Origin of the sequence: Marinilactibacillus piezotolerans (assembly GCF_900114235.1) — a bacterium.
GTDB lineage: Bacteria > Bacillota > Bacilli > Lactobacillales > Carnobacteriaceae_A > Marinilactibacillus > Marinilactibacillus piezotolerans.
The window spans coordinates 1-26,113 of record NZ_FOSJ01000006.1 but is presented as its reverse complement, the minus strand read 5'-3'; the positions used below and the strand labels follow the sequence as shown (position 1 = coordinate 26,113).

Annotated in this window: 19 protein-coding genes; 18 read left to right on the top strand and 1 reads right to left on the bottom strand. The window is 36.2% G+C overall.

Annotated elements, in window-relative coordinates; genetic code table 11:
- The first annotated feature begins 59 nt into the window (after nucleotides 1-59).
- The gene (locus tag BM212_RS02540) at nucleotides 60-3,368 is read left to right on the top strand and encodes an FtsX-like permease family protein (RefSeq protein WP_218149680.1); all 3,309 of its coding nucleotides are present in this window, start codon (nucleotides 60-62) and stop codon (nucleotides 3,366-3,368) included.
- 52 nt (nucleotides 3,369-3,420) lie between these two features.
- Here BM212_RS02540 and BM212_RS02535 read toward each other — a convergent pair whose 3' ends face one another.
- The gene (locus BM212_RS02535) at nucleotides 3,421-4,386 is read right to left on the bottom strand and encodes a Gfo/Idh/MocA family protein (protein WP_091896010.1); all 966 of its coding nucleotides are present in this window, start codon (nucleotides 4,384-4,386) and stop codon (nucleotides 3,421-3,423) included.
- A 183-nt stretch (nucleotides 4,387-4,569) separates the two neighbouring features.
- On the opposite strand from BM212_RS02535, the gene BM212_RS02530 reads away from it, so the two are divergent.
- The 17 genes from BM212_RS02530 to BM212_RS02450 all read left to right on the top strand — a co-directional run bounded on the left by BM212_RS02530 (nucleotide 4,570) and on the right by BM212_RS02450 (nucleotide 25,975).
- A complete protein-coding gene (locus tag BM212_RS02530; RefSeq protein WP_245750918.1) occupies nucleotides 4,570-5,403 on the top strand; it encodes a M15 family metallopeptidase in 834 nt (277 codons plus the stop codon).
- Nucleotides 5,404-5,448: 45 nt separating this feature from the next.
- On the top strand, nucleotides 5,449-6,093 hold the full coding sequence (locus tag BM212_RS02525; RefSeq protein WP_091896007.1) for a glycoside hydrolase family 73 protein: 645 nt from the start codon (nucleotides 5,449-5,451) through the stop codon (nucleotides 6,091-6,093).
- Entirely contained in the window at nucleotides 6,090-6,779 is a 690-nt protein-coding gene (locus tag BM212_RS02520; RefSeq protein WP_072694312.1) for a hydrolase, read from the top strand. Before BM212_RS02525 ends, BM212_RS02520 begins: the two co-directional genes overlap by 4 nt.
- Before the next feature lie 77 nt (nucleotides 6,780-6,856).
- Nucleotides 6,857-8,920: a penicillin-binding protein PBP4(5) gene (gene pbp4 / locus BM212_RS02515; protein WP_091896003.1), complete on the top strand. Its 2,064-nt coding sequence runs from the start codon at nucleotides 6,857-6,859 to the stop codon at nucleotides 8,918-8,920.
- Between the two features lie 118 nt (nucleotides 8,921-9,038).
- On the top strand, nucleotides 9,039-10,388 hold the full coding sequence (locus BM212_RS02510) for a hemolysin family protein (protein ID WP_091896000.1): 1,350 nt from the start codon (nucleotides 9,039-9,041) through the stop codon (nucleotides 10,386-10,388).
- Between the two features lie 105 nt (nucleotides 10,389-10,493).
- On the top strand, nucleotides 10,494-11,027 hold the full coding sequence (locus tag BM212_RS02505) for a DUF2179 domain-containing protein (protein ID WP_091896093.1): 534 nt from the start codon (nucleotides 10,494-10,496) through the stop codon (nucleotides 11,025-11,027).
- A gap of 60 nt (nucleotides 11,028-11,087) precedes the next feature.
- Complete coding sequence (locus BM212_RS02500; protein ID WP_091895997.1) at nucleotides 11,088-12,206, top strand: 5-(carboxyamino)imidazole ribonucleotide synthase; 1,119 nt, start codon at nucleotides 11,088-11,090, stop codon at nucleotides 12,204-12,206.
- Nucleotides 12,207-12,288: 82 nt separating this feature from the next.
- Entirely contained in the window at nucleotides 12,289-12,936 is a 648-nt protein-coding gene (locus tag BM212_RS02495; RefSeq protein WP_091895994.1) for a GntR family transcriptional regulator, read from the top strand.
- Nucleotides 12,937-13,193: 257 nt separating this feature from the next.
- The gene (pcrA, locus tag BM212_RS02490) at nucleotides 13,194-15,428 is read left to right on the top strand and encodes a DNA helicase PcrA (RefSeq protein ID WP_091895992.1); all 2,235 of its coding nucleotides are present in this window, start codon (nucleotides 13,194-13,196) and stop codon (nucleotides 15,426-15,428) included.
- A 32-nt stretch (nucleotides 15,429-15,460) separates the two neighbouring features.
- Complete coding sequence (gene ligA / locus BM212_RS02485) at nucleotides 15,461-17,482, top strand: NAD-dependent DNA ligase LigA (protein ID WP_091895989.1); 2,022 nt, start codon at nucleotides 15,461-15,463, stop codon at nucleotides 17,480-17,482.
- 22 nt (nucleotides 17,483-17,504) lie between these two features.
- The gene (locus tag BM212_RS02480; protein WP_072694319.1) at nucleotides 17,505-18,680 is read left to right on the top strand and encodes a CamS family sex pheromone protein; all 1,176 of its coding nucleotides are present in this window, start codon (nucleotides 17,505-17,507) and stop codon (nucleotides 18,678-18,680) included.
- Between the two features lie 46 nt (nucleotides 18,681-18,726).
- A complete protein-coding gene (gene gatC / locus BM212_RS02475) occupies nucleotides 18,727-19,032 on the top strand; it encodes an Asp-tRNA(Asn)/Glu-tRNA(Gln) amidotransferase subunit GatC (RefSeq protein ID WP_072694320.1) in 306 nt (101 codons plus the stop codon).
- Nucleotides 19,032-20,498, top strand: a complete 1,467-nt coding sequence (gatA, locus tag BM212_RS02470; RefSeq protein WP_072694321.1) for an Asp-tRNA(Asn)/Glu-tRNA(Gln) amidotransferase subunit GatA — start codon at nucleotides 19,032-19,034, stop codon at nucleotides 20,496-20,498. The genes gatC and gatA overlap by 1 nt, the downstream gene beginning before the upstream one ends.
- Before the next feature lie 2 nt (nucleotides 20,499-20,500).
- On the top strand, nucleotides 20,501-21,934 hold the full coding sequence (gene gatB, locus BM212_RS02465; RefSeq protein WP_072694322.1) for an Asp-tRNA(Asn)/Glu-tRNA(Gln) amidotransferase subunit GatB: 1,434 nt from the start codon (nucleotides 20,501-20,503) through the stop codon (nucleotides 21,932-21,934).
- Nucleotides 21,935-21,977: 43 nt separating this feature from the next.
- Nucleotides 21,978-22,994, top strand: coding sequence for a diacylglycerol kinase family lipid kinase (locus BM212_RS02460; protein WP_072694323.1), 1,017 nt, complete (start codon nucleotides 21,978-21,980; stop codon nucleotides 22,992-22,994).
- A gap of 97 nt (nucleotides 22,995-23,091) precedes the next feature.
- Nucleotides 23,092-24,480, top strand: a complete 1,389-nt coding sequence (gene rlmD / locus BM212_RS02455; RefSeq protein ID WP_091895986.1) for a 23S rRNA (uracil(1939)-C(5))-methyltransferase RlmD — start codon at nucleotides 23,092-23,094, stop codon at nucleotides 24,478-24,480.
- Nucleotides 24,481-24,670: 190 nt separating this feature from the next.
- Entirely contained in the window at nucleotides 24,671-25,975 is a 1,305-nt protein-coding gene (locus tag BM212_RS02450; RefSeq protein WP_091895982.1) for an ISL3 family transposase, read from the top strand.
- Nucleotides 25,976-26,113 lie beyond the last annotated feature (138 nt).

Genomic DNA, 26,113 nt, shown 5'->3' with positions numbered 1-26,113 from the left:
AGCAAAACGAATATGTTGACCTGATCCGTGAATGAATACAACTTAAATGAGGAATGGAATTGAAAAAAACAGCTTTATGGAAAGATACTTTTAGAGAAATTTGGAAAACAAAAACACGATTTCTATCGATTTTAGCAATCATTTTACTAGGGGTAGCGTTCTTTGCCGGAATTAGTGCGACTGGGCCTGTTATGATCAAAACTGCAGATGAATATTATGAAAATCATGATTTGATGGATTTTCAAGTACTTTCTACTATGGGATTAAATGATGAAGATATTGAGTTGTTGAATACGGTAGAGGATGCTACTGTAGAATCTTACTATTCAACTGATGTGGTTTTAAACAGCAGTGGTATTACTTCTAAAATATACGGAATGGATTCTGACAAGAATCAACAGTTAAATGAATATACGATTTTAGAGGGTCGCTTACCAGAAAAGTCTGGAGAAATTGCATTAGATTCAACAGCAACTTATAGAAAAGACTTTCAAATTGGCGACACTATTCAGCTTGAAGAAGGAACAGATGAAGCCTACGAAGATAAATTCAACCAACTTAACTATGAAATTGTTGGATTTGTGAAAAGCCCTCTTTATGTAGAGAGTAATAATCGGGGAAGTACTCAAGTAGGATCAGGAACGTTAGATGGATTTTCAGTCATTCTAGAAGATGATTTCAATCTGGATTACCGGACAGAGACATTTGTTAAATATGATGAAGCCAGTCAGTATCAAGCTTATAGTGATGAATATGATGCTTTTATCGAAGAAAAAGCAAATGAGTTAGAAGCGTTAGTAGAAGATAGACCGCAAGAACGATTGGCTTCGATCAAAGAAGATGGTCAAGAAGAAATCGACAATGGCTATGAAGAAATTGAATCAGCTCAAGCAGAGTTAGATGAAGCTGAAACAGAATTAGAAGATGCTAGAACAGAATTGGACGAAGGACAGGCGGCTTATAATGAAGGGCTTGCTGAACTAGAAGAAAAAGAAGCGGAAGCACGTGCTGAAATTGATTCTAGAAGAAATGAAATTGAGCAAGGAAAAGAACAGATCGCCGAAGGTAAAGCAGAACTTGAAAATGCACAATCCCAGATCGATGCCGGAAGAGAAGAACTAGAAGCTCGTCGCGAAGCAGCAGCAGCTGAAATAACTAGCTCAGAACAGGAAATTGCAGCAGGCAGAGAGCAGATTGAAAGTGCTCGACAAGAACTAGAAGCTGCTGAGCAGGAATTAGAAGCAAATACGCCGCAATTACCGGAAGCACAAGTAGAAGCTGCCCGCCAGGAAATAGCAAATAATAGAGCGCAATTAGCTGCACAAGCTCAGGAGTTAGCAGCAGCAGAACAAGAAATTGCTCAAGGACGTCAAGAACTAGCAGATGCAGAAGCTGAACTTGACCAGTCTCAACAAGAGGTAAACGCCGGGTTAGCAGAAATTGAAAGCCAAGAAGCTGAGCTGAACTCTGGTGAACAACAACTTGAAGAAGCGGAAGCTACACTTGAGTCAGAACTGGAAAATGGTAGAGCAGAACTTGCCGAAGCTCAAGCTGAGCTTGAAAATGGAGAAGCAGAGTATCAAGAAGGGCTTGAAACTTTTGATAGCGAACGAGAAGAAGCAGAGACTGAGATCAATGATGCTAGAACAGAATTAGAAGAGGCTCAAGATGAATTAAATAATCTGCAAGCACCTAAATATTTAGTTAATGATCGTACTTACTTTGCCGGTTATGAAGAATATGGAGAAAATTCAGAGAGAATCAGTGCCATTGCTCAAATATTCCCAGTATTTTTCTTTCTGCTCGCTGCATTGATTTCGTTGACTACCATGACCAGAATGGTAGATGAAGGACGAAATCAAATTGGCACAATGAAGGCTCTCGGCTACACTAATAAAGATATCTCAACAAAATATTTTGTTTATGCTTTTCTGGCTACAATAGTTGGAGCTGGAATTGGGTTAGGGTTAGGTTATTGGGTCTTTCCATCTGTTATCATGGATGCTTATGGATCGTTATATAATCTTCCAGATATAGGCATACAATTTTATTGGGGCTTTTCAATAATCTCATTAATTGCTTCACTATGTGCTACAGGATTAGCAACTTTAGTATCAGTACGCATTTCTCTACAAAGTAATGCATCAGATTTACTAAGACCAAAATCCCCTAAAAAAGGGAAAAGGATTATACTTGAAAGGATTCCTTTCTTGTGGAATCGATTTAGCTTTACTCAAAAAGTTGCATCAAGAAATTTATTCCGATATAAAGGTCGCATGTTAATGACGATTATTGGAGTAGCAGGATGTACGGCACTTTTATTAACAGGATTTGGCTTGTCTGACTCTATTTCAAATATCGGCAGTATCCAGTATGGAGAAATCAATCAGTATCAAGCAATCGTTTCAGAAAACACGAATGCTGATGATAGTGATAGAACAGACTATATAGATACTCTAGAAAATATTGAAGAAATCGACAGCAGCATAGAAGTGGAGCAGAACACCTTTACAGCAGAAGTAGGTGAAAATCGTCAGGATGTCAACGTATTCGTTCCAGAAGATGCTAGCGAAATGAATGAATATGTTGTTCTTAAAGATAAGGATGAATCAGATAAAATCTATGACCTTCCTGAAGAGGGAGGGATTATAACTCAGAAGTTAGCTGATCTATTGAACGTTTCTGAAGGGGATACGATTCAAATTGATGGAGATGACCAAGAAGTATATGAAGTAGAAGTTAAAGGAATCGTAGAACATTATTTCCAGCATTATGTCTATATGTCTCCAGAAGCTTATGAGAAGGCTACAGAAAAATCTCCTGTTTATAATACTAGGTTATTGAAGTATAATACCGAAACGATTAATGACGATGAAATCGGGGAAGTTTTAAATGCAGAAGAAGCGGTTCAAGGGGTAGTTTTTGTTTCTGCAATCTATGATACCATGCAAGGTTCTTTAGATAGTTTAGATGTGGTAACACTAGTCATTATCATATCAGCTGCCACTTTAGCGTTTATTGTTTTGTATAACTTAACTAATATTAATGTTTCGGAAAGAGAAAGAGAACTATCTACGATTAAAGTACTTGGTTTCTATGATAAAGAAGTAACGATGTATGTTTATAGAGAAAACCTTGTATTGACTTTGATGGGAATCATATTCGGACTTGGTCTAGGTGTCATTATGCAGCGGTTTGTCTTACAGACTGCAGAAATTGATGTAATGAGATTTAGTCGTCAGATCAACTTTACTAGTTTCTTATTCTCAGGATTACTTACTTTCCTATTCTCGGGATTAGTGATGATCTTGATGCATTTCAAACTGAAATTTATTGACATGATAGAAGCTTTAAAAGCACAAGAGTAAATTAAAAAAGATAGATGTCGTATATTACGACATCTATCTTTTTTATTAATCTTTATTTAGTCAAATCCATTCCCCAGGCTTTTGCAGATTTGTCCATGAGGTCAGTTACATCTTTAGTTAACTCAATATAAGTTTTGTTTTCTTTATTTAGTAGAGTGTCAGAAAGATCCTGTACTTCATAAGACAAAGCAGATGCTGAAGATCCAGCTTCGATAGTTTCTGTTGTACCATCTGGGTAAGTGATGATTGCTTTATCTGCTCTAGGATAATTTATTACAGTAATAAAGGCATTTTCGCAGATGATGACGCCTTGTTTAGGCATTTTACCTCTAAAGGATAAGGAAACAGTCGACAATTCATTTTTATCATTACTTAGTTGAATGGTACTCATTTCATCAACACCGGTTTCGTATAGTTTGACCATTGTTTGTAAATCAGTCGGTTGGCTACTTAAAAAGTAGCGAACGAATGACAAGGCATAGACACCAATATCAAGTAATGCTCCGCCGCCTAGCTCTTTATTGAAGAATCGCATAGAAGGGTCAGTATCTTTAAGACTTCCGAACATTGCGTTGACCATTTTTAATTTGCCAAATTCTCCAGCTTCAATTCTGGATTTTAACTGTTTGAATAAAGGCATATGATAAATCGTCATTGCTTCAGCAACAATCAGATTTTTTTCGTCAGCCAAGCTTAATATTTCTTCAAGTTGGGTATTGTTCATGACCATGGCTTTTTCACATAAGACGTGTTTACCGGCGTTTAGTGCCATCTTGATATTTTCTGCATGATGACTATTAGGTGTTGCCAAGTATATAATATCTATATCTGGATCGAAGCAAAGGGCTTCATAGTGTCCATAAGCTTTTGGAACGTTATATTCTGATGCGAAATCCTGGGCCTTTTGAAGCGTTCTCGAAGCAACGGCAGCGAGTTCTGCGTTATCTGATTTAAATGAAGCTGCAAAATCATGAGCGATCCCGCCAAGTCCAATTATTCCCCATTTGATTCTAGTCATAATCATTCCTACTTTCAGTATATTTTAGAAGTTACTTGTTATAAGACAAGTTTTCCTAGTTAATTGTATCAAAAATATGAAGTAAACGGTTAATAAAGTTCAGATATTTGCCAAGACTTTGTTATGTTCGTTTACGTTGTGGTAAAATAGGAGAAGTGAATTAAACAAATCAGGAGATTTTTTATGATGATTAAAAGACGGCTTATTCTTCTATTAAGTTCATTAATTTTGACAGGATGTTCTGCTATAGATAACGAGAAGAGAATAAACGAACAAGTATCTGAAACAACTGCAACAGATCAAGAAGATAGTGAATCTACTAATAGTAATCAATCTAAAGAAGAAACCGACTCGGTGACAGAAGAAGAAAAAGACCACCTTGCATTGATAGAATCACTTCCAGAAAATGTCAGCACAAAAGACTGGAATTTAATTTTGGTTAATAACTGGAATCCATTGCCAGATGATTTTGAACCTGATTTAGTAGAAGTGGAGCCTGATAAACAAATTGACCGCAAAATAGTAAATGCATATGAAAATTGGACAGCTGCAGCAGAATCAGCAGGGCATAATTTATATCTCGCATCTGGTTATAGGTCAGTTGAAAGACAGCAAAATAATTACGACCGTAGTATCAATCAATATGTCCAAGAAGGATATACGAAAGAAGAAGCAGTCGAGAAAACAGAAGAATATATTGCTATTCCTAAAAGAAGTGAGCATCACACTGGATTAGCCATTGATATTGTCGATCAAGAATGGATTGCAGAAGGAAATGGATTAACACCTGATTACGATACTCAAGAGTCGCAGAAATGTTTGATCAACACAATGGGTGATTATGGATTTATTCTACGCTATCCAGAAGATAAGAAAGAAGTAACAGATATCAATTATGAATCATGGCATTTTAGATATGTTGGAGAAGAAAATGCCAGATTTATTATAGATCATAATCTCGCTCTTGAAGAATATATAGAACTGTTAACGGAACGCGAAACAAGACTAGATGAATAATTATTAAGAAAAAATTGTCTATTGGTTTCAAAGGAGAAGATTGTCGTGCCTAAAAAGGCGATCAGAAAATACAAAAGTCCACGTAAAAAGAAACAGAGTCCAGTGATTTTAGGAATGAAAGTTATTTTAGTAATTATTTTACTATTTATATTTTCGATTGCATTGATCAGTAAAAAATTATTTGAAGAACCGAGTGGTGTTTCTACAAGTTATGAGCAAGAGTTTATTAATGAATTAGCAGAGAATGCTAAGCTTATTGAAGTAAAATATAGTGTAAGGCCGAGTGTGATGATTGCACAAGCCATACTTGAGTCTAATTGGGGTAAAAGTGAATTAGCCCAAAAAGAAAATAATTATTATGGCATCAAAGGAGAAAATCCTAGTTCTTATGCTACTAAAGAATTTGAAGAGGATGAGTGGATTGAAATAGACGCTCAATTTAGAAGTTATGATTCATTGTTTGAATCAATGGAAGATTATGCAAAACTCCTACAGAATGGTACTGAATGGGATGAAGATCTTTATCAAGAAGTGATTGAAGCGCCCACTTATGAAGAATCAGCGCAGGCACTGCAAACGGCGGGATACGCAACTGATCCGGATTATCCAGAAAAAGTAATCTCTGTGATAGAAACATACGAATTATATAAATATGATTATGATACTATTGAACAGGAGAGTAAGGAATGACCAAAAAAAAAGAAATGCCTGTCGTTGAGACTAATTTGCGAAAAGATTATATTGCGGTTCCAGATGTTATAAGAGAAGCTAGTGGAATTAATATAAATGGGAAACGATTTAAAGCGATGCTTTTTACTACAGACATCGCAATCATTATGAATAATAATGCTGATGCGATTATGGCTGTTTATCCATTTACACCGCATCCGGCAATTATTGAAGCTATTACATCTGTATCTACGATTCCAGTACTTGCAGGCGTGGGAGGTGGGACAACTCAAGGACCGCGTTCGGCTAATATGGCTCTCTTCGCAGAAGCTCATGGGTGCCTGGCGGTTGTTGTAAATGCCCCGACTCCAATCGAAACAATTGAAGCTATCAATGAAGTCGTTGATATTCCGATTATTATGACAATCGTATCTGAATATACAGATATTGATGAGAGATTGGCAGCGGGAGTTGATATTTTGAATATTTCTAATGCTGGCAACACAACAGAGTTAGTTAGAGAAATTAGAGAAAACTATCCTAAATTACCGATCATTGCAACAGGAGGACCTACGGAAGAAAGTATAAAAGCTACCATAGAAGCAGGAGCTAATGCAATTACGTATACTCCACCGTCAAACGGTAAATTATTCAGTAAAAAAATGGATAAATATAGAAAACAGGAAAAAGACGATTTTGAAAGTTAATGTAAAATTGCTTATTAAATTAGATAAATGAAACCACTAATAGAATCATTTTAAATAATTGGAAAGCAGGGTTATGTATGAAGAGATCTTCAAATAGTTTTAATAACAAGAAAAAGAGTAAAAAGGTCTGGCTCGTCCCGTTAATCGTAATATTAGTTATTATGGTTGGCGTAGGTGGATACTTTTTATACAGTAACTGGCAAGCAAATCAAGAAGCGCAAAGGCGTCAGTCGCTAGCCGAAGAACTTTCGCAAAGCTACTTAGATGCATTGGCTGATAATGATATGACAGAATTTGTTACTTTACTATCTGAAGAATCAATCAGTGAAGCACCCTATACTAGAGAAGAAATCGGTGAAAGATATGAAACGATATTCTCTGGAATAGGAGCTGGTAATATAGATAATATGGAATATGAACTTGTATTAGATGAAGAAACTGATCAATATAAATTTTCATATACACTTGCCATGGATACTTCACTTGGCCGATTAGAAGATTTAAAATATCAGACAACTTTTTCAGAAGTAGAGGATGAAATGTTTGTGGACTGGGATACTTCCTTGATCTTTCCAGATATGGAAGAAGGAGATACAGTCAAACTTTCTTATGATGAAGGAGAACGGGGCAGTATTAATGACCGGAATGGAAATATGCTTGCCGGAAACGGAAGTGCATGGGAAGCTGGATTATTACCAGGTGCATTAGGTGAAGGAGATGTGCGTAACGAACAATTATCTAATATATCAGAAAATTTTGGCCTTGAGGTTTCTTCATTAGAAGAATTACTTGAGCAGAGTTGGGTAACTGATGAAAGTTTTGTACCTATTAAAGTAGTGGATGAAGAAAACAGACCAGAATTGTCAGGAGTCGTATATAGACAAACTGAATCTAGAATGTATCCATTAGGTGAAGCAGCTGCGCATTTGACAGGCTATGTCGGAGAGGTTACAGCGGAAGATATCGAAAGTAATCCAACGTTACAATCTGGTGATACTGTCGGGAAAGCAGGATTAGAAGCAGCTTTTGATGAACGATTAAGAGGAACAAAGGGTGGACAAATCTATATTGAAACTGAAGCAGGAGAGACGAAAAAAGTCTTGGTTGAATCTGAAAAACAAGACGGTGAAAATATTCGTTTGACAATTGATATGGGTCTGCAGCAAGAAATGTATGATCAGCTACAAGGGGATCCAGGCTCAGCTGTTGTAATGGCGCCAGATTCAGGAGAACTGCTAGTTGCAACTAGTTCTCCGTCATATGATCCACAATTATTTATTGAAGGAATTTCAAATGAACAATATCAGAGTTATACAGAAAATGAAGATAGTCCTTTCTTAGCGCGTTTTGCTCAAAGATATGCACCTGGTTCTACATTCAAGATTCTTACTTCTATGATTGGGCTTGATTTAGGTGTAACTACACCTGACAAAACACATACAATAGAAGGACTAGAATGGCAGCCGGAAGATAATTCTTTTGGGGATCATAAAATCACTAGAGTAAGCGATGCCGTTACAGAAGTGGATCTGCAAGCAGCTATTACGTATTCAGATAACATCTATTTTGCAATGGAAGCTTTGGAAATGGGTGAAAATAATTTTGTAGAAAAATTAAGTCAGTTTCCTTTTGGAGCGAATATGAATTTACCATTTAGTATGCAACCCGCTCAAATATCTAATGATGGAACGCTCAGTCGTCCAACATTGTTAGCAGATACTGCTTACGGGCAAGGTGAGCTATTAATGAGTCCAATTCATCAAATCTCGTTCTATTCAGCTGTTGTCAACGAGGGAGCAATGACTTTCCCTAAACTTGAATTAGAAGAAGAGGGAGAAGCAAATCAATTAAGTCCAGTAACCGCAGAGTCTGCAAAATTGATTAAGGAAGATCTTATTACAGCAGTTCAAGACACGAATGGTACAGCTCATGCCTTCTCTAAATTACCTTTTACAGTCGGTGCAAAGACGGGAACAGCTGAAATTTCAGAAGACGGCGAAAATGTCACAAATGGATTTGTTTACGCCTTTGATGCTGAAGATAATGATTTTACGTTTTTGGGATTTTTAGAAGGACAAAGCAGTGGCGATGTCGTCGACAGATTCCTGCCGGTATTATCTGATTTGAAAGCAACTGAGTAACTATGATGCATAGAAATCTAGTGCATTATTCTGTTGTGAGACCATAGGATATGTGATATAGTGACTTTGATTTTAAAAAAAATAAAAAGTTTGTTTATAAAAAAGGAGAAAAAACATAATGAATTCAGATCCTGGGAGTATACAGCCCTTAATTGGGCATGTTTCACTCATCATCTTATTGACTTTGATCTACGGGATTTTTGCGGCGATTGAAATAGCGCTGGTGTCACTGAACCAAACTAGAATTATCGAGTTATCAATTGAAGGTAACAGGAAAGCTAAGAAAGTGTTGGATCTGCTTGAAAAATCGGATGATTATCTGATAGCTGTCAGAATCATACTGACGCTTTCAGCACTATTCAGCAGTGCATTAGCCTCATTTTATTATACGGATTACTTAGCTGGGCTTTTAGGAGGTTTTATTTACGCCAGAATTGTCAGTATGATTGTAATCACGTTGGTTGTTTCTTCTATTGTACTTATTTTTGGAGAACAGTTACCTAAAGCAATTGCAGCTCAAAATCCTGATCAAACGGCTATGGCTCTTGTAGGTGTTGTGCTTTTCGTTCGTAAGTTATTTATTCCGATAGTCTGGACGTTGAAAGTCATCACAAACGGCATGAAAAAGATATTACCGATCGATTTCAATGCCCAAGAAGAAACCATGACCCGGGATGAATTCCGTACATTTTTAGAGCAAAGTCATCACCATGAGATTATCGATCTGGAAGAATTTTCAATGCTCAAGGGAGTACTTTCACTTGACAACAAGATTGCTAGAGAAGTAATGGTTCCTAGGACAGATTCATTTATGTTGGATTACGATGATTCAAACAAAGAAAATATTGATGCGATGCTCAATACTCCTCATTCAAGAGTACCCTTATATTTTAAAGATAAAGATAATATACTAGGTATCGTTCATGTGAAGAATCTACTGAAAGCATCAAAAGAAAAAGCATTATATGATATTGACTTGAAGGAAATTAGTAACGAAGCACTTTTTGTTCCAGAAACAATTTATATTGATGACCTGATATTTCAGATGAAACGTACACAAAATCAAATGGCTGTACTGAATGATGAATATGGTGGAGTAGTTGGAATCGTGACGTTAGAAGATCTCTTAGAAGAAATAGTTGGAGAGATTGACGATGAATACGACGAAACAAATAATTTGATTGAGCAAGTTTCAGATCAGGAGTTTATCGTCGAGGGATCAGCGCCAATAGATAAGTTTAATGATTTCTTTAATACGAAAATTGAATCAGAAAATGTGGATACGATAGCCGGTTATTTTATTACTGAATTTGGAAGCGTACCTGGTAAAGATGATGATGCTTTTTTGAAATTGGAAGATTTATTAATGAGAGTAGAGTCGCTTGAAGGATCAAGAATATTGACTTTAAGAGTTGAAAAAATTGTATTTGAAGATGACCATAAACAGTCAATAGAAGAAGCAGACTGAATTAAAACTAGGCTGAGACGGCTACACTTGTCTCAGCCGTTCTAGTATGTAAAACTATAGATAGGACAAAAACAGGGAGAGTTTTTAGTGGATTTAGATTGGATAATGTTATTGACAATATTTTGCATAAACGTGGTATACGTTACGCTTAATACATTGAGAATGATGTTGACGATGAAAGGTTATCAATCGATAGCCCCTTTTATAGCAATGGTAGAGATTGCAATCTATGTAGTGGGACTTGGATTAGTATTAGATAACTTAGATAATATATTTAATGTAGTGGCTTATGCACTTGGATTTGGAGTAGGCATTTTTACTGGAATGAAAATAGAGAATTATCTGGCCTTAGGATATATTTTAGTAACGACTATCGTACCTGAAAAAGGTTATGAGATCGCAAACAGATTAAGGGATTCTGGTTACGGAGTAACAACTACTCAAGCATATGGAAAAGAAGGGGATCGTTTCGTACTGGAAATTTTAACACCTCGAACGAATGAGCGTGACTTATATGTAAAGATTCATGAAATTGAAGCGAAAGCCTTCATTATCTCATATGAACCAAGATATATTAATGGCGGATTCTGGACTAAGAAAATCAAGAAAAATAAATTATCCAAGAAACCTTTTAATTAATAGATTTTAATAGTATTTAATTGATCGTTGAAGAGAAATTGAAAAAGAGGAGCGTTAACCATGAGTGAATGGATTCAACCCGGTAAAACAATAGGAATAATCGGTGGTGGAAGCGTTGCTCGATTGCTGGCACTTTCTGCAAAAAAAATGGGTTACAAAGTTGGAATTTTAGACCCAAATGCTAAATCTTCAGCTAGCAGTATCGCAGATTGGCATTTAAGAGCAGAGTTGACAAATGAAAAAGCCTTCCAGGATCTTGCAATGAAAAGTGATGTAGTTTTATATGAGACTGAAGCTTTTCATTCAGATTATCTGCGTATGATGAAACGCACTCTACCTGTTCCACAAGGAGAAGACTTACTCTCCATTTCTCAGGATAGGGTTTTACAAAAAGCTTTTTTAGAATCAAACAGTCTTAATATTGCTCCATTTGCTACTATTGTTTCTATAGAAGACGTAGAAGAAGCTGTTCAAAGTATTGGCTATCCTTGCGTACTGAAAGCAAATAGAACAGATGAGAGATATAAAGAGCATGTAGTTTTATATGACGAAAGTGATATTCCCCGCACTAAAAATCTGGTTGATTCAGGTGCTAGTGTACTTGAAGCGTGGATACCATTTGAAAGAGAATTATGTGTAGCCATCGCTAAAGATAAATCTAATCAGGTATTGATTTATCCAGTAATTGAAATGATGTACCGTAATGATGAATTTTATCAATCAGTCACACCAGCGCGTATCAGTGAAGATGTTGCAGTAGAAGTAAATCGAATTGCTCAAATTGTGGCTGATAATATTGACTTTCAAGGAGTTATAGCATTAGAATTATTTACTACTTCGACTGGTTCACTCTATATAAACGAATTAGTTGGTCATCCCCATCAGGCATTTCATTACACAATAGATCAAGGAGAATTGTCGCAATTTGATGCTCATATTCGTGCTATTTGCGGCTGGCCACTGCCTCGAAAGGTTAATCATACCAGACCTGCTGTAATGAGACTGTTCAATTATACTCAGCTTGAACAGGCATACACGCAAGCTAGCATCCAGCAGGATTGGAAATTTACTTTTTATCAAAGTGATCCTACTGATCCTAATACTGAAAAGGGACATGTTTTAATCCCTACAGAAAATATTAATGAATTACTTGTTCTTCTTTCAGATATAGGAATGTAGCTGGTTATATTTAATCATTATAGATTTATTTTGACCTAATGATGTATCATAATAATTAGTTCAAAAATCAAGGACTGAAAAAATGACAAAAGTAAAAAAAAGAGAGATAGAAGCTTATCATTTTATAAAGCAGAAAATTGAAAGTAAAGAATGGCTACCACAAAAGCACATTCGGGAACAAGATCTTGCTAAAATGTTGGAGATGAGTCGAACTCCAATTCGTAATGCATTTACACGTTTAGAAAAAGAAAATTATATTGTGATCGAGCCCTATAAAGGTGTTAAGATTCTTCCATTAGTAATTGACTCAAAAGCTTTTCGGGAACGCATTGAATTTATTGAATTAATGGTTATCCATTATTTGCTGAAGTTAGAAAAGTCAGAAAAACAAATGGAACTAGACAAAGCAAAAAAAATATTGAAAAGTATGCAACAAGCCAATTTAAATAATGGAAATGACTTTGAAGAAAAAGAATGGAATTTATGGGAAGAACTGCTTGTTTTGGAGAAAAATCGTTACAGTAAATCTTTGATTCTTAATTCAATGAAAGATTTACTACCTGATAGTGGGAAAATTTTAAGCATTCTTTACAAAAGCCGTCAGACTAAGATCAACCATTATGAGCAGCTGATTCAATATTTACAAGAGCATAATTATCCTTATGCTAGAAGAGAAATCAGGATTTTATTGAACCAGCTTCTTTTAAACATCGTTCAAGCTGCTGATTAAAGAAGATAATCTCCAGTAAGCATATTGAAGATATTAACTCAATATGCTTTTTTTGTATTTATGAATAGTTGTCAATATTTAAAAGTATTCAGATCAGAACAAATGATTACCTTAATATTAGTTTCAAAGCGTCCTATGACAATTTTAAAAAAGTAAATATTCTAAGATTTATATGATGGAATGCCTTGTTCTATGGAAAGAAAGAGATGTTTTCTGTATAATAAAATAATGTATGATTACCTGAAAGGATGACGATATTGGTACTGCGTAAAGATATTTTAAGTGGAATGAATCCAAAACAAAAAGAAGCAGCGGCGTACACTGAAGGCCCGCTTTTAATCATGGCAGGAGCAGGTTCAGGGAAAACGAGAGTACTGACTCATCGTATTTCTTACTTGATAGAAGAACAAAGTGTTAATCCTTGGAATATATTAGCGATAACATTTACAAATAAAGCAGCTTCAGAGATGAAAGCTCGAGTATCAAATTTAGTCAAAAAAGGTGGGGCTGATGTATGGGTCTCAACTTTTCACTCAATGTGTGTAAGAATTTTACGCAGAGAAGCTGACCAGATTGGATATAGCCGTTCTTTCACAATTAGTGATCCTGGTGAACAGCAGACATTGATGAAACGAATTTTAAAGAGACAAAACATCGATCCAAAAAAATATAATCCACGTGCAATACTTTCTGAAATTAGTAATGCAAAGAATAAATTACAGAATGAAGCAGCTTTTCGTGCAGAAGCAAGTGATTACTTCAGCAAAATTGTTGCTGACTGTTATGATGCGTATCAGCGAGAACTGCGAAATGCACAAGCTGTAGATTTTGACGATTTAATTATGTTGACGGTACGGCTTTTTGAAGAACATCCAGATGTGTTGAAAGTCTATCAAACTAAATTTCAGTATATCCACGTTGACGAGTATCAAGATACAAACCATGCTCAGTATAAATTAGTTCAGTTATTGGCTAGTCGCCTTCGGAATATTTGTGTCGTTGGAGATGCAGATCAAAGTATTTATGGATGGCGTGGAGCAGATATGGAAAATATTATGAATTTTGAGAAAGATTATCCAGAAGCTAAAGTGATTTATTTAGAGCAGAATTATCGCTCAACTAAAAATATTTTACAAGCAGCGAACCATGTTATATCCCATAATATTAATAGAAGAGAAAAAAATCTCTGGACGGATAATCATGATGGAAATAAAATCGTCTACTATCGAGCTGGCAATGAACATGAAGAATCTCGCTATATCGTACAACAGATTAAAGAAGAAATGGCCCAAGATTCTAAAAAAGAATACAATGATTTCGCCGTACTATATAGAACTAATGCACAGTCAAGAATCATGGAGGAGACTCTGATCAAAACGAATATTCCTTACCGTATGGTGGGAGGGCATAAATTTTATGATAGAAAAGAAATTAAAGATATTTTAGCTTATTTAACACTTATTGCTAATCCGTCAGATAATTTAAGTTTTAATAGAGTTGTAAATGTGCCTAAAAGAGGGATTGGGGCTAGTTCTGTTGAAAAGTTAATGTTAGCAGCAGAAGAGATGGGGTGGTCACTATATGAGGCAGCTTTGAATGCTCAAGTAACCAACTTATCTGGCCGAGCTGCTAATAACCTGGAAGTTTTTGCTACCATGATCAATGATTTTAGAAAAATGTCAGAATTTCTTACCGTAACCGAGTTGACAGAACAAATTCTTGAAAAATCTGATTATCTTCCTACATTAAAAAAAGAGCGTACATTAGAATCAGAAGCACGTGTTGAAAATATTAATGAGTTTCTTTCCGTGACACAGCAATTTGATGAAGATCCTCAAGAAGATAAGAGTCTGATTTCTTTCCTTACAGACTTAGCCTTATTATCTGACTTAGATACTGAAATAGAAGAACCTACAAGTGAGATTACATTGATGACTCTCCATGCAGCGAAGGGACTAGAATTTCCAGTAGTCTTTCTAATCGGTATGGAAGAAGGGCTATTCCCATTATCTAGAGCTGAATTAGATGAGAATGAAATGGAAGAAGAAAGACGTCTCGCATACGTAGGAATCACTCGGGCTGAACAGAAGCTTTATCTTTCTAACGCAATGAACAGAACGTTATACGGGAAAACTCAATTAAACAGACCATCCAGATTCTTAGATGAAATTGAAGACGAATTACTGGAGCGGATTGAATCTAATAGCTTAAAACCATTCTCGAATGGAATCAATAGCGGGTTTGGTAATCGTTCTAATGACTATATGCCTGCTAATAAAAAAGTAAGAACAGTCACTTCTCACCCTACAGGCAATAGTGGAGCAGAAAGCCTCGACTGGACGGTTGGAGATAAGGCTAACCATAAGACGTGGGGAATAGGAACAGTTGTTAAGATTAGTGGAACTGGTCAGGATTTGCAGCTGGATATTGCATTCCCCGGTATCGGAATTAAGCCGCTGCTAGCTACATTTGCACCAATAGAAAAAGTTTAAAATACTTGGAAAGACTGAGAGGAGCAAGCTTAATGGTATTAGATAATGATTTTAGGCAAGCCCAAGCAAGAGTAGATGAATTGATTACTTTATTGGACCGTTACAGCCATGAGTATTATGTTCTTGATCGTCCGACTATTCCAGATAGTGAATATGATAAACTCTATCAAGAGTTGCTTAAACTTGAAGAAATGTATCCTGCTTTAATACAGCAAGACTCGCCTTCCCAAAGAGTAGGTGGGACGCTTCTGCCGGGATTTGAAAAAGTTGAACACGATTTACCAATGCTTAGCTTGGATAATGCTTTTGATTTAGAGGATCTAAGGGCTTTTGATAAGCGAGTCAGGCAATTGGTTGATGATGGAGAAGTTGAATATGAATGCGAGCTCAAAATAGATGGCTTAGCTGTTTCGTTAAAGTATGCCAATGGAAAGCTAGTTCAAGCAGTGACTAGAGGAGACGGAAGAGTCGGAGAAAATGTAACTGGAAATGTAAGAACAATTAAGGCAATTCCACTTAAGTTGAAAAGAGCTGTCACAATTGAAGCACGTGGTGAAATATATATGCCTAAGTCCTCTTTTATACAATTGAATGAAGAAAGAGAAGAACAAGGGGATGCGGTATTTGCGAATCCCAGAAATGCAGCTGCAGGAACTTTACGAAATTTAAATCCACAAGTAACAGCTTCTAGAAATTTGAATGTATTTTTATATTCGATGGTACAGTACGGAGATTTGAATGTGGAAACACAAAGCGAAGCTTTAAATTCTCTGGACAAATTAGGTCTAAGAACAAATCCCGAAAGAACTGTTTTTCATTCAATTGAGGATGTCTGGACTTATATTGAAGAATATCAGGAAAAACGAACTAGTTTGCCTTATGAAATTGATGGTATTGTTATAAAAGTAAATAGATTCGATGAGCAAGAACAAGCTGGCTATACTGTGAAAGCTCCAAGATGGGCAATTGCTTATAAATTCCCAGCTGAAGAAGCAAAAACAACTGTAAATGAAATTGAATGGTCTGTTGGTCGTACAGGAGTAGTGACGCCGACTGCGATAATGGATCCAGTTCATTTAGCAGGAACTACTGTGCAGAGAGCCAGTTTGCACAATGTAGACCTGATAAAGGAAAAAGACATCCGTATAAAAGATACTGTATTTGTTAGAAAAGCTGGAGATATTATTCCAGAAGTTGTGAGAGTAGATTTTGATTCAAGATCTAAAGAGACCGAACCATGCCCGATACCTACACATTGTCCTGCTTGTCAGAGTGAGCTAGTACATCTGGAAGAGGAAGTAGCTTTAAGATGTGTAAATCCCAAATGCCCAGCCCAGGCAAAAGAACGGTTGATTCACTTTGTCTCCAGAAATGCAATGAATATTGATGGGCTAGGCGAAAAAATTGTCATTCAACTTTTTGAAAAACAATTAGTACAAGATGTATCAGATTTATATCAACTAAATAAAGAAGAACTTTTAACATTAGATAAAATTGCAGATAAGTCTGCGGAGAATTTATTAAACGCTATTGAAAGCTCAAAAAGCAACTCACTGGAACGATTGCTGTTTGGTCTTGGGATTAAACACGTAGGTGCAAAAGCTGCAAGGCTTTTGGCGGAAGAGTATGAAACAATTGAAAATATAAGGCAAGCATCTATTGAAGACATTCAGTCTATTGATGGAATCGGAGAAATCATAGCTGAAAGTATCGTTGCGTTCTTTGAATTGGAAGATGCAGTTGATCTTATTGATAAGTTAAAATCATTTGGTGTAAATATGAATTATACTGGAGTGAAAAAACAAGAAGCTGTCAATGCTGATTCATATTTCAATGGGAAAACAGTTGTTATAACTGGAAAGTTAGAACATTTTAAACGCGATGATTTAAAAGAAGAGTTAACTTCATTAGGGGCAAATGTAACGGGAAGTATTTCTAAAAAAACAGATTTGCTCATAGCTGGAACAGATGCCGGTAGTAAATTGGACAAAGCTCAAGAACTGGAAGTCTCCGTCTGGAATGAAAAAAAATTATTAAAAGAACTTTCTAAGTAATCTTGAAAGTGAGGTAAAGAATATGCGTAAAAAAATGATACTATCTGGTTTAGCTAGTGTGACTTTGCTGCTGGCTTCTTGCGATGTATTGCCGGATCCGGTTGGTCCTGATGAAGAGACGACTGAAGAAAACGATGAAAATACTGCACAGACAACTGAAGATGGGGATACTGTTATTATTGAATCAAGAATTGATTCTGACTATTATCGTCCAGTCATCACTGAAGAAGGAACATATGCACCGAGTTTGAATCGTGGGATTACAAGAGAATTGAATTCAAACGTTAATATCAAGACATTCGAAGAAGATCTTATGAGACTATCACAGCGATATTTCTCTACGGAAGATCATTTTTTTCAAGAAGGACAATTCCTTCCTGCTGGAACAGTTGACAGCTGGCTGCAAAGGTCTAGAGAATTGACTGAAGAAGAAATTGATGACGGAGAAGAAAATTTAGGATTGAATCCTGAAGACAATGGAAGTACAGATCCAGAAACAAGAAATCCCAATTATTTAAGTTCGGTACTGGAGCAGGATTACTATACTCAATCGGAAGATGGTATGGAATTAGCGGGTTTAAGTGTTGGACTAGCCCTTAATTCTGTTGATTATTATGGGGACCAAGGACAAGATATTCAGGAAATTCCAAGAGAAGAATTGTTAGAGGAAGGCAAAAGAATTGCGGACGAAGTTATTTCTCGTATGCGTGAGATAGAAGGATTAGAAACGGTACCAATTACGGTAGGTCTTTATGAACAGTCTACTCGTGACGATTTTGCTGGTGGAGTCTATATTTCACAAGGTATTAGTGAAGAAGGAGCAACGTCCGTATCTGAATGGGAAGCGATCAATGAAGATAGATTGGTCTTTCCGATCGAGGGAATGCAAAGTGCAGAAGGGAATCAGTTTGCTAACTTTAAGTCAGAAGTAGAAAAGTTTTTCCCTAATCTAAGTGGGGTAACTGGTATTGCGCACTATATGGATGACAACTTGGCTACGCTGCAGATAGAAATCGTGACGCAGTTTTATGGAAAGGGAGAAATTATTGCCTTTACTCAATATTTGAATCAGGCAGCTAATTCATACTTAGCGGAAAGCCTCCCGATTGAAATAAAAGTTGAATCCTTAAATGGCGTTGAAGCCTTTTTAAATCGTGAATCAGGTGAAACAGAATTCGATATTCACGTATTTGATTAAGCATAAATAACTAGTTAAATAATCAGAAGACGAAAGGAAGCAGACAATGGCGATTAATGAAAAGACAGTAAAACATGTAGCAAAGTTAGCGAAGTTAGAATTTAAAGAAGAAGATATTCATGATTTCACAGAAGAAATTGATAAAATTATCCAAATGGTTGAACAACTTGAAGACTTGGATACACAAGGAGTGGAAGGAACTTACCACGGTATTACACACCATAGTGTTGTTAGAAAAGATGAAGCTAAGCTAGATATAGATAGAGAAGATCTATTTAAAAATGTTAAGACAAAACAGGATGGATTTATCAAGGTACCTGCGATTATGGATAATGGGGAGAGTGGAGCATAATGACCATTTTAGATTATACATTGGAAGAACTGCATGAACGACTGGTCAATAGTGAACTCACCTCTGTTCAAGTAATCGAAGCAGTTTACGAAAAAATAAATGAAACTGAACCAAATGTCGGTGCATTTTTAGCTTTAAATAAAGAAGAAGCTTTAAAACAAGCTCGTGAAGTCGACAAAAATGGAATAGATCCGAATAATATTTTAAGTGGACTTCCAATTGGAATCAAAGATAACATTGTAACAAAAGACTTGACAACAACAGCAGCATCAAAAATGTTGGAAGATTTTGTCCCAGTATACAACGCAACTGTAGTAGAAAAACTTGCTGAAGCAGGTATGATTTCTATAGGTAAACTGAATATGGATGAGTTTGCAATGGGCGGATCAACAGAAAATTCTGCATTTAAAGTAACTCGTAATCCTTGGAACTTGTCAAAAGTACCTGGTGGGTCTTCTGGCGGATCAGCAGCAGCCGTTGCAGCAGGGCAATTGCCTGCTTCCTTAGGTTCTGATACGGGTGGATCAATTAGACAACCTGCATCTTTTACTGGAATTGTAGGGATGAAACCAACATATGGTCGTGTCTCTCGTTACGGATTGATCGCATTTGGGTCTAGTTTAGATCAAATCGGACCATTTACACGTACCGTTAAAGATAATGCACTAGTATTGAATGCAATTAGTGGATATGATGACCGTGACTCGACTTCATACAATGGGGAAACGCCTGACTTTACAGAAAACATTGAAGCAGGTGTGAAAGGCATGCGTATTGGCGTACCTAAAGAATACTTCCATGAAGATGCAAAAGAAAAAGGTGTCGTTGAATCAGTAAGAGCTGCATTGAAAAAATATGAAGAACTAGGTGCAGAAATTGTAGAAGTTAGCTTACCGCATTCTAAATATGGTATTCCAGCGTATTACATTATTGCATCTTCTGAAGCTTCAAGTAATTTGCAAAGATTTGATGGTATTCGTTATGGATATCGCGCTGAAGGCGTTAAAAACTTAGAAGAATTATATGTTAAATCACGTTCAGAAGGATTTGGATTAGAAGTGAAAAGACGTATTATGCTTGGGACATTCTCATTAAGTGCCGGATTTTATGATGCGCATTTCAAGAAAGCTGCTCAGGCAAGAACATTGATTCGTCAAGACTTTGAAAAAGTATTTGAGGACGTAGATTTCTTAGTTGCACCGACAACAACTTCGACAGCTTTTGAAATCGGCGGCAGAATTGATGACCCGCTTGCAATGTATATGGCAGATATTTTGACTGTTCCTGTAAACTTGGCAGGAGTTCCCTCTGTCTCTATTCCATGCGGATTTTCTGATGATATGCCAGTTGGAATGCAATTGATTGGTAAGCACTTTGATGAACAAACACTTTATCGTGCTGCATATGCTTTTGAGCAGGCTACAGACTTTCATAAACAAAAACCAACCTTCAAAGGAGGGAAATAAAGATGAATTTTGAAACAATTATAGGTTTAGAGATTCACGTAGAATTAAAAACTAACTCTAAAATGTTTTCACCCTCGCCTGCTCATTTTGGCGCTGAACCAAATACCAATACAAATGTGATTGATTGGGGTTATCCAGGTGTTTTACCAGTAGTTAATGAACGTGCTGTTGAGTTCGGAATGAAAGCTGCATTGGCATTAAACTGTACGATAACTCAGGATACAAAATTTGATAGAAAAAATTATTTCTATCCGGATAATCCAAAAGCTTATCAAATCTCTCAGTTTGATCGTCCAATAGGGCATGATGGCTGGATTGAGATAGAAGTAAATGGCGAAAAGAAAAAAATCAGAATTGAACGAGTTCACCTTGAAGAAGATGCCGGGAAAAACACTCACGGAAGTGACGGTTATTCTTATGTAGATTTAAATCGTCAAGGAACACCTTTGATTGAGATCGTTTCTGAAGCAGATATGAGGTCACCAGAAGAAGCCTACGCATATTTAGAAGCTGTTAAACAGATTATCCAGTTTACTGGAGTTTCGGATGTGAAGATGGAAGAAGGATCTATGCGGTGTGATGCCAATATTTCTTTACGTCCATTTGGACAAGAAGAATTTGGAACAAAATCAGAATTAAAAAACTTAAACTCTTTCAATTTTGTTCGAAAAGGTTTAGCACATGAAATTGAACGTCAAGAGCGTGAATTAATAGCCGGTCGAGAGTTGATGCAGGAAACTAGACGTTATGATGAAACCACAGGTAAAACTATTTTAATGCGTGTTAAAGAAGGTTCAAGTGATTACCGTTATTTCCCCGAACCAGATATTCCAAATCTTTTGATTGAAGATGAATGGATAGAAAAAGTACGGCAATCATTACCGGAAATGCCAAAGGAAAGAAGAACTCGTTATGTTAATAAATTGAATATTCCGGAATATGATGCGGAAGTATTGACTTCTTCTAGAGAAATGTCTGATTTCTTTGAAGAAACAGTTGCAAACAATGCAGATCCCAAGCAAGTTTCTAACTGGTTGATGGGAGAAGTTTCCGCATATTTGAATAGTGAAAAACTATCGTTCAGCGAAACAGCATTGACTCCCAAATCACTTGCTGAAATGATTAATTTGATTGCGGATGGAACGATTTCATCTAAAATTGCTAAGAAAGTCTTCCGAGAATTAATATCTAATGGAAGTGATGATGTTAAAGCATTGGTTGAAGCAAAAGGTTGGGCGCAATTAAGTGATCCAAGTAAACTACTTCCTGTAATCAATGAAACGCTTGACCAGAATGAACAATCTATTGAAGATTATAAAAATGGTAGAGACCGTGCTATTGGATTTTTAGTAGGGCAGATCATGAAAAAAACACGTGGCCAAGCAAATCCTGGTATTGTTAATAAATTGTTGAAAGAAGAAATTGAAAAGCGATAAGCATTGAGTAAGGATTAAATGTTTATAGGAGGAACACTAAGATATGAGAAAGAGAGCAAGAATCATCTATAATCCAACATCTGGTAGAGAGCGAATCAAGAGAGCTTTACCTGATATTTTAAAAGTTTATGAAGACTTTGGATATGATACCAGCGCTTTTTGTACAACAACTGATCCTTTAAGTGCTCGAAAAGAAGCACTGAGATGTGCTGAAGAACAGTTTGACTTAGTAATTGCCGCTGGTGGCGATGGTACAATTAATGAAGTCATAAATGGAATCGCTGGATCGCAGACGCGACCTAAAATTGCTATAATTCCAGCAGGCACCACCAATGATTATGCTAGAGCATTACATATACCTAGAGGAAATATGGTAGATGCTGCAAAAGTCATCGAAAAAGATCAGACTGTTTTTATGGACATTGGAAAAGTGAGTACAGATAAAGAAGAAAGATATTTTATGAATATCGGAGCAGCTGGATTTCTTTCAGAAGTATCGTATGAAGTTCCTGCTAATATGAAATCTTTGTTTGGTTCGCTAGCTTATTTTGTCAAAGGAGCAGAATTACTTCCTCGTATCGGAAAAGTGCCGATTCGAGTGGAGTATGATGATGGTGTTTACGAAGGCCAAGCTTCCATGGTTTTTGTTGCCTTGACTAATTCTGTTGGAGGCTTTGAAGATATTGCACCAGATAAAACGCTGGGAGATGGAAAATTCACTTTAATTATAGTAAAAGCTACAAATCTTGTAGAAATTATGCGCTTAATTACATTATTGATGAATGAGGGCAAACATGTTAACAGCTCAAAAATTGTTTATACTAAGACTAGTAAAGTTGTCACAGAAACATTAGGTGAAAAAAAATTGATGATCAATATTGACGGTGAGTATGGTGGAGATGCACCCGCAACCTTTATTAATTACCGTCAGCATATTGAAATGGTTGGTGATCTTGATGCCATGAAATTAGATATTGATACTAGAGATCCATCGATGGAAGAAAAGGAAACAGATTTTATCAAGAAAGTATCAGAACTAGAAGAAGAACAAAGTGAATAAAATGTATTCGTTTAAAACATACCAAATTACTGACTAAATTGATGCACGTGTAGACATTGATAACCTAACTAAAGGAAAACTTAAAGGGAGCATTATATTGGGAAAAAATAAGCAAAAATTTACAGCACCAGTATTAAAAAATAAAGATTATACAGGTACGATCGAAGATTTAACTCATGAAGGACTTGGTGTCGTTAAAATCGATAACTTTCCAATTTTTGTAGAAGGTGCATTGCCCCAAGAAGAAGTTACATTTAAAGTTGTTAAAATTGGCAAAAAATTTGCATTTGGTAAACTGCTTGAAGTGATTACAAAAAGTCCGGATCGAGTTGAAATAATAGATAAAGTATATGCACAAACTGGAACAATGCCATTACAGCATTTGTCTTACGATGCTCAATTGCGATTTAAAAAAGATCATGTTGTAAGAGTTTTTGAACGAATTGCTAAGTTGCCAGAAGTACCCATTGCAGATGTTATAGGTATGGAAGATCCTTATGGCTATAGAAATAAAGCTCAGATACCAGTGCGTAAAATAAATGGAAAAATGGAAACTGGATTTTTTAGAAAAAACAGTCATGACTTGATTCCTCTGGAAGATTTTGCGATTCAGGATCCTAAAATAGATGAAGCAGTTGTGATTGTAAGAGATATTCTGAAACGTTATCATATCAAACCATATGATGAAGTTAGTCATAAAGGAGATATCCGTCATATTCTTATTAGACGAGGATATTATACTGGAGAATTGATGGTCGTTTTAGTTACAAGAACAAGTGATCTACCAAGAGAAAACGAGATCATTTCGAGCATCAAAGATAAATTACCAGAACTAGTCAGTCTGATTCAAAATATTAATCCGGAAAAAACCAATGTAATACTAGGATCAGACCACAAAGTACTTTTCGGAGAAGATGGGTATCATGATACACTATTAGGAGATACGTACTTTATCTCACATGAATCATTTTATCAAATCAATCCTGTACAAACACAGCAACTTTATCAAACAGCAATTGATTATGCTGAATTGACTGGTAAAGAAACAGTCATTGATGCATACTGTGGTATTGGAACGTTGACACTTGGACTAGCTAAAAAAGCGAAACATGTTTATGGACTTGAAATTGTAAATACTGCAATCAAGAATGCCAATAGAAATGTTCAAGTAAATGATGTATCCAATGTATCTTTTAAGGTTGGAGCAGCAGAAGATTTGATGGTGGAATGGACAGATCGTAATGAGAAAGTAGACGTATTAGTAGTTGATCCACCAAGAAAAGGGTTAGCAAAAGCATTCGTTGATGCAGTATTAACAATGAAACCAGAGAAAATGGTATATGTAAGCTGTAATCCAGCAACACTAGCTCGCGACTTGAAATTGCTTCATGAAGGTGGATATGACGTGGTTAAAGCACAACCAGTCGACATGTTCCCTCAGACTCACCATGTTGAGACGGTAGTGCTGTTATCTTTAGTTAAATAAAAAATGTAAGAAAGCATTATGCTTCCGAGCTTTTCCAGGTATAGGCAATACTTAGAAAAGCTCGTTTTTTTGGTTCTATAATATTTGGTGTTGGTGAGAATTCGCCAGCACTATTTTTATGCAAAATGAAACAAGCGAGATTCTCTGATAGACTATAGTTACCACACCAAATCTATAGGAGGAATCTCGCTTGCTTCAACCAAATGATATCAAACATTTACTAAATATCCAAGACCCATCTATCTCGTTAACTCAATTGGATAAAAAGACCATTAATGGGAAACTGACGAACGTCGTAAAAGGCATATTAACCTATATACCAGTTGCTTGTCCATGCTGTGGTGTTAGAAACAGTCATTATACCATTATCAAGCATGGAACCAAGCTGTCTAAAATTCTCTGGAATAAAGTAGCCGGATATCCTACCTATCTTTATTTGAAGAAACAACGTTTCTTTTGTAAAGCATGTACTCGTACGTTTTCTGCTCATTCTTCTGAAGTAGAAAAAAACTGTTTTATTTCAAACAAAGTCAAGCAGCACATCGGGGCTCAATCAGTAGAAGATCTGAGTATGAAATATATCGCAGAAGAACATACCGTCTCTCCTGTCACGGTAAAACGAATCGTCTCTCAATTCGCAAAAGGATATTATCCAGACTTTCAATCGTTACCGACCTGTCTCCTGTTTGATGAATTCAAGTCAGTGAAAAGCGTGAATGGAGCGATGAGTTTTATTTATGCCGATGGCGATACACATGAAGTGATTGACATCCTTCCGGACAGAAGAAAACACTATCTTAAATTACACTTTCAAAAGTATCCTCTGAAAGTCAGAGAACAAGTGAAGCTGATCGTGATCGACATGAATGCGGCATACGAATTTGCGATTAAAGAGCTATTTCCCAATACCCGAGTCCTTATTGATCGGTTCCACATCGTTCAACTCGTGAATCGTACGCTGAATAGAACACGAGTTAAAGTAATGAACCAGTACAATCGATCGAGCTACCCTTCAAAGGGAATTTATAATAAATTGAAAAACCATTGGCGCCTTTTACTAAAAGAGGAAAGCGAACTTTCTCGAACGGACTATAAGTTCTATTCTTGTTTTGGTCAAACAACTCAGAAACACATCGTGGACACCTTGCTTAATTTAAGTGAGGAACTAAGAAAAGCTTACCAATTTTACCAGAATATTTTATACGCTTTAAAAGAAAAGCAGTTTTCTTATTTTCAAGAGACTCTTGAAAATACTCCCTCTGACTGTTCTGACATCATGAAAGTTACTCGGCGCACGTTACAGTATCATACAAAGAAAGGCCATATCGAAACCGCATTTCACTATAGCTATTCGAATGGACCGCTAGAAGGAACGAATAACAAGGTAAAGAATATTAAAAGGACCGCCTATGGTTTTGTCAGTTTTAATTCCTTTAGAAACCGTCTACTTTTGTCTCTTAAAATGAAACCTAAAAAAAGAAGTTCTATCAAGTGAACTCGATAGAACTTCTTAAGGGTAATTATCGTCACCCACACTATTTCCTAGGTGCAGTCAAGTCATAACTCTTATTAATTTATATCTGTATCAAGTTGACACCTATTAAGTTACCTTTTTACATACTAAATAAACCTA

Bases quoted from the DNA above. Each gene is read 5' to 3' on its own strand.
- BM212_RS02535 (WP_091896010.1), bottom strand. From the start codon at position 4,386: ATGACTAGAATCAAATGGGGAATAATTGGACTTGGCGGGATCGCTCAT.
- BM212_RS02530 (WP_245750918.1), top strand. From the start codon at position 4,570: ATGATGATTAAAAGACGGCTTATTCTTCTATTAAGTTCATTAATTTTG.
- BM212_RS02520 (WP_072694312.1), top strand. From the start codon at position 6,090: ATGACCAAAAAAAAAGAAATGCCTGTCGTTGAGACTAATTTGCGAAAA.
- pbp4 (WP_091896003.1), top strand. From the start codon at position 6,857: ATGAAGAGATCTTCAAATAGTTTTAATAACAAGAAAAAGAGTAAAAAG.
- BM212_RS02510 (WP_091896000.1), top strand. From the start codon at position 9,039: ATGAATTCAGATCCTGGGAGTATACAGCCCTTAATTGGGCATGTTTCA.
- BM212_RS02505 (WP_091896093.1), top strand. From the start codon at position 10,494: ATGTTATTGACAATATTTTGCATAAACGTGGTATACGTTACGCTTAAT.
- BM212_RS02500 (WP_091895997.1), top strand. From the start codon at position 11,088: ATGAGTGAATGGATTCAACCCGGTAAAACAATAGGAATAATCGGTGGT.
- BM212_RS02495 (WP_091895994.1), top strand. From the start codon at position 12,289: ATGACAAAAGTAAAAAAAAGAGAGATAGAAGCTTATCATTTTATAAAG.
- ligA (WP_091895989.1), top strand. From the start codon at position 15,461: ATGGTATTAGATAATGATTTTAGGCAAGCCCAAGCAAGAGTAGATGAA.
- BM212_RS02480 (WP_072694319.1), top strand. From the start codon at position 17,505: ATGCGTAAAAAAATGATACTATCTGGTTTAGCTAGTGTGACTTTGCTG.
- gatC (WP_072694320.1), top strand. From the start codon at position 18,727: ATGGCGATTAATGAAAAGACAGTAAAACATGTAGCAAAGTTAGCGAAG.
- gatA (WP_072694321.1), top strand. From the start codon at position 19,032: ATGACCATTTTAGATTATACATTGGAAGAACTGCATGAACGACTGGTC.
- gatB (WP_072694322.1), top strand. From the start codon at position 20,501: ATGAATTTTGAAACAATTATAGGTTTAGAGATTCACGTAGAATTAAAA.
- BM212_RS02460 (WP_072694323.1), top strand. From the start codon at position 21,978: ATGAGAAAGAGAGCAAGAATCATCTATAATCCAACATCTGGTAGAGAG.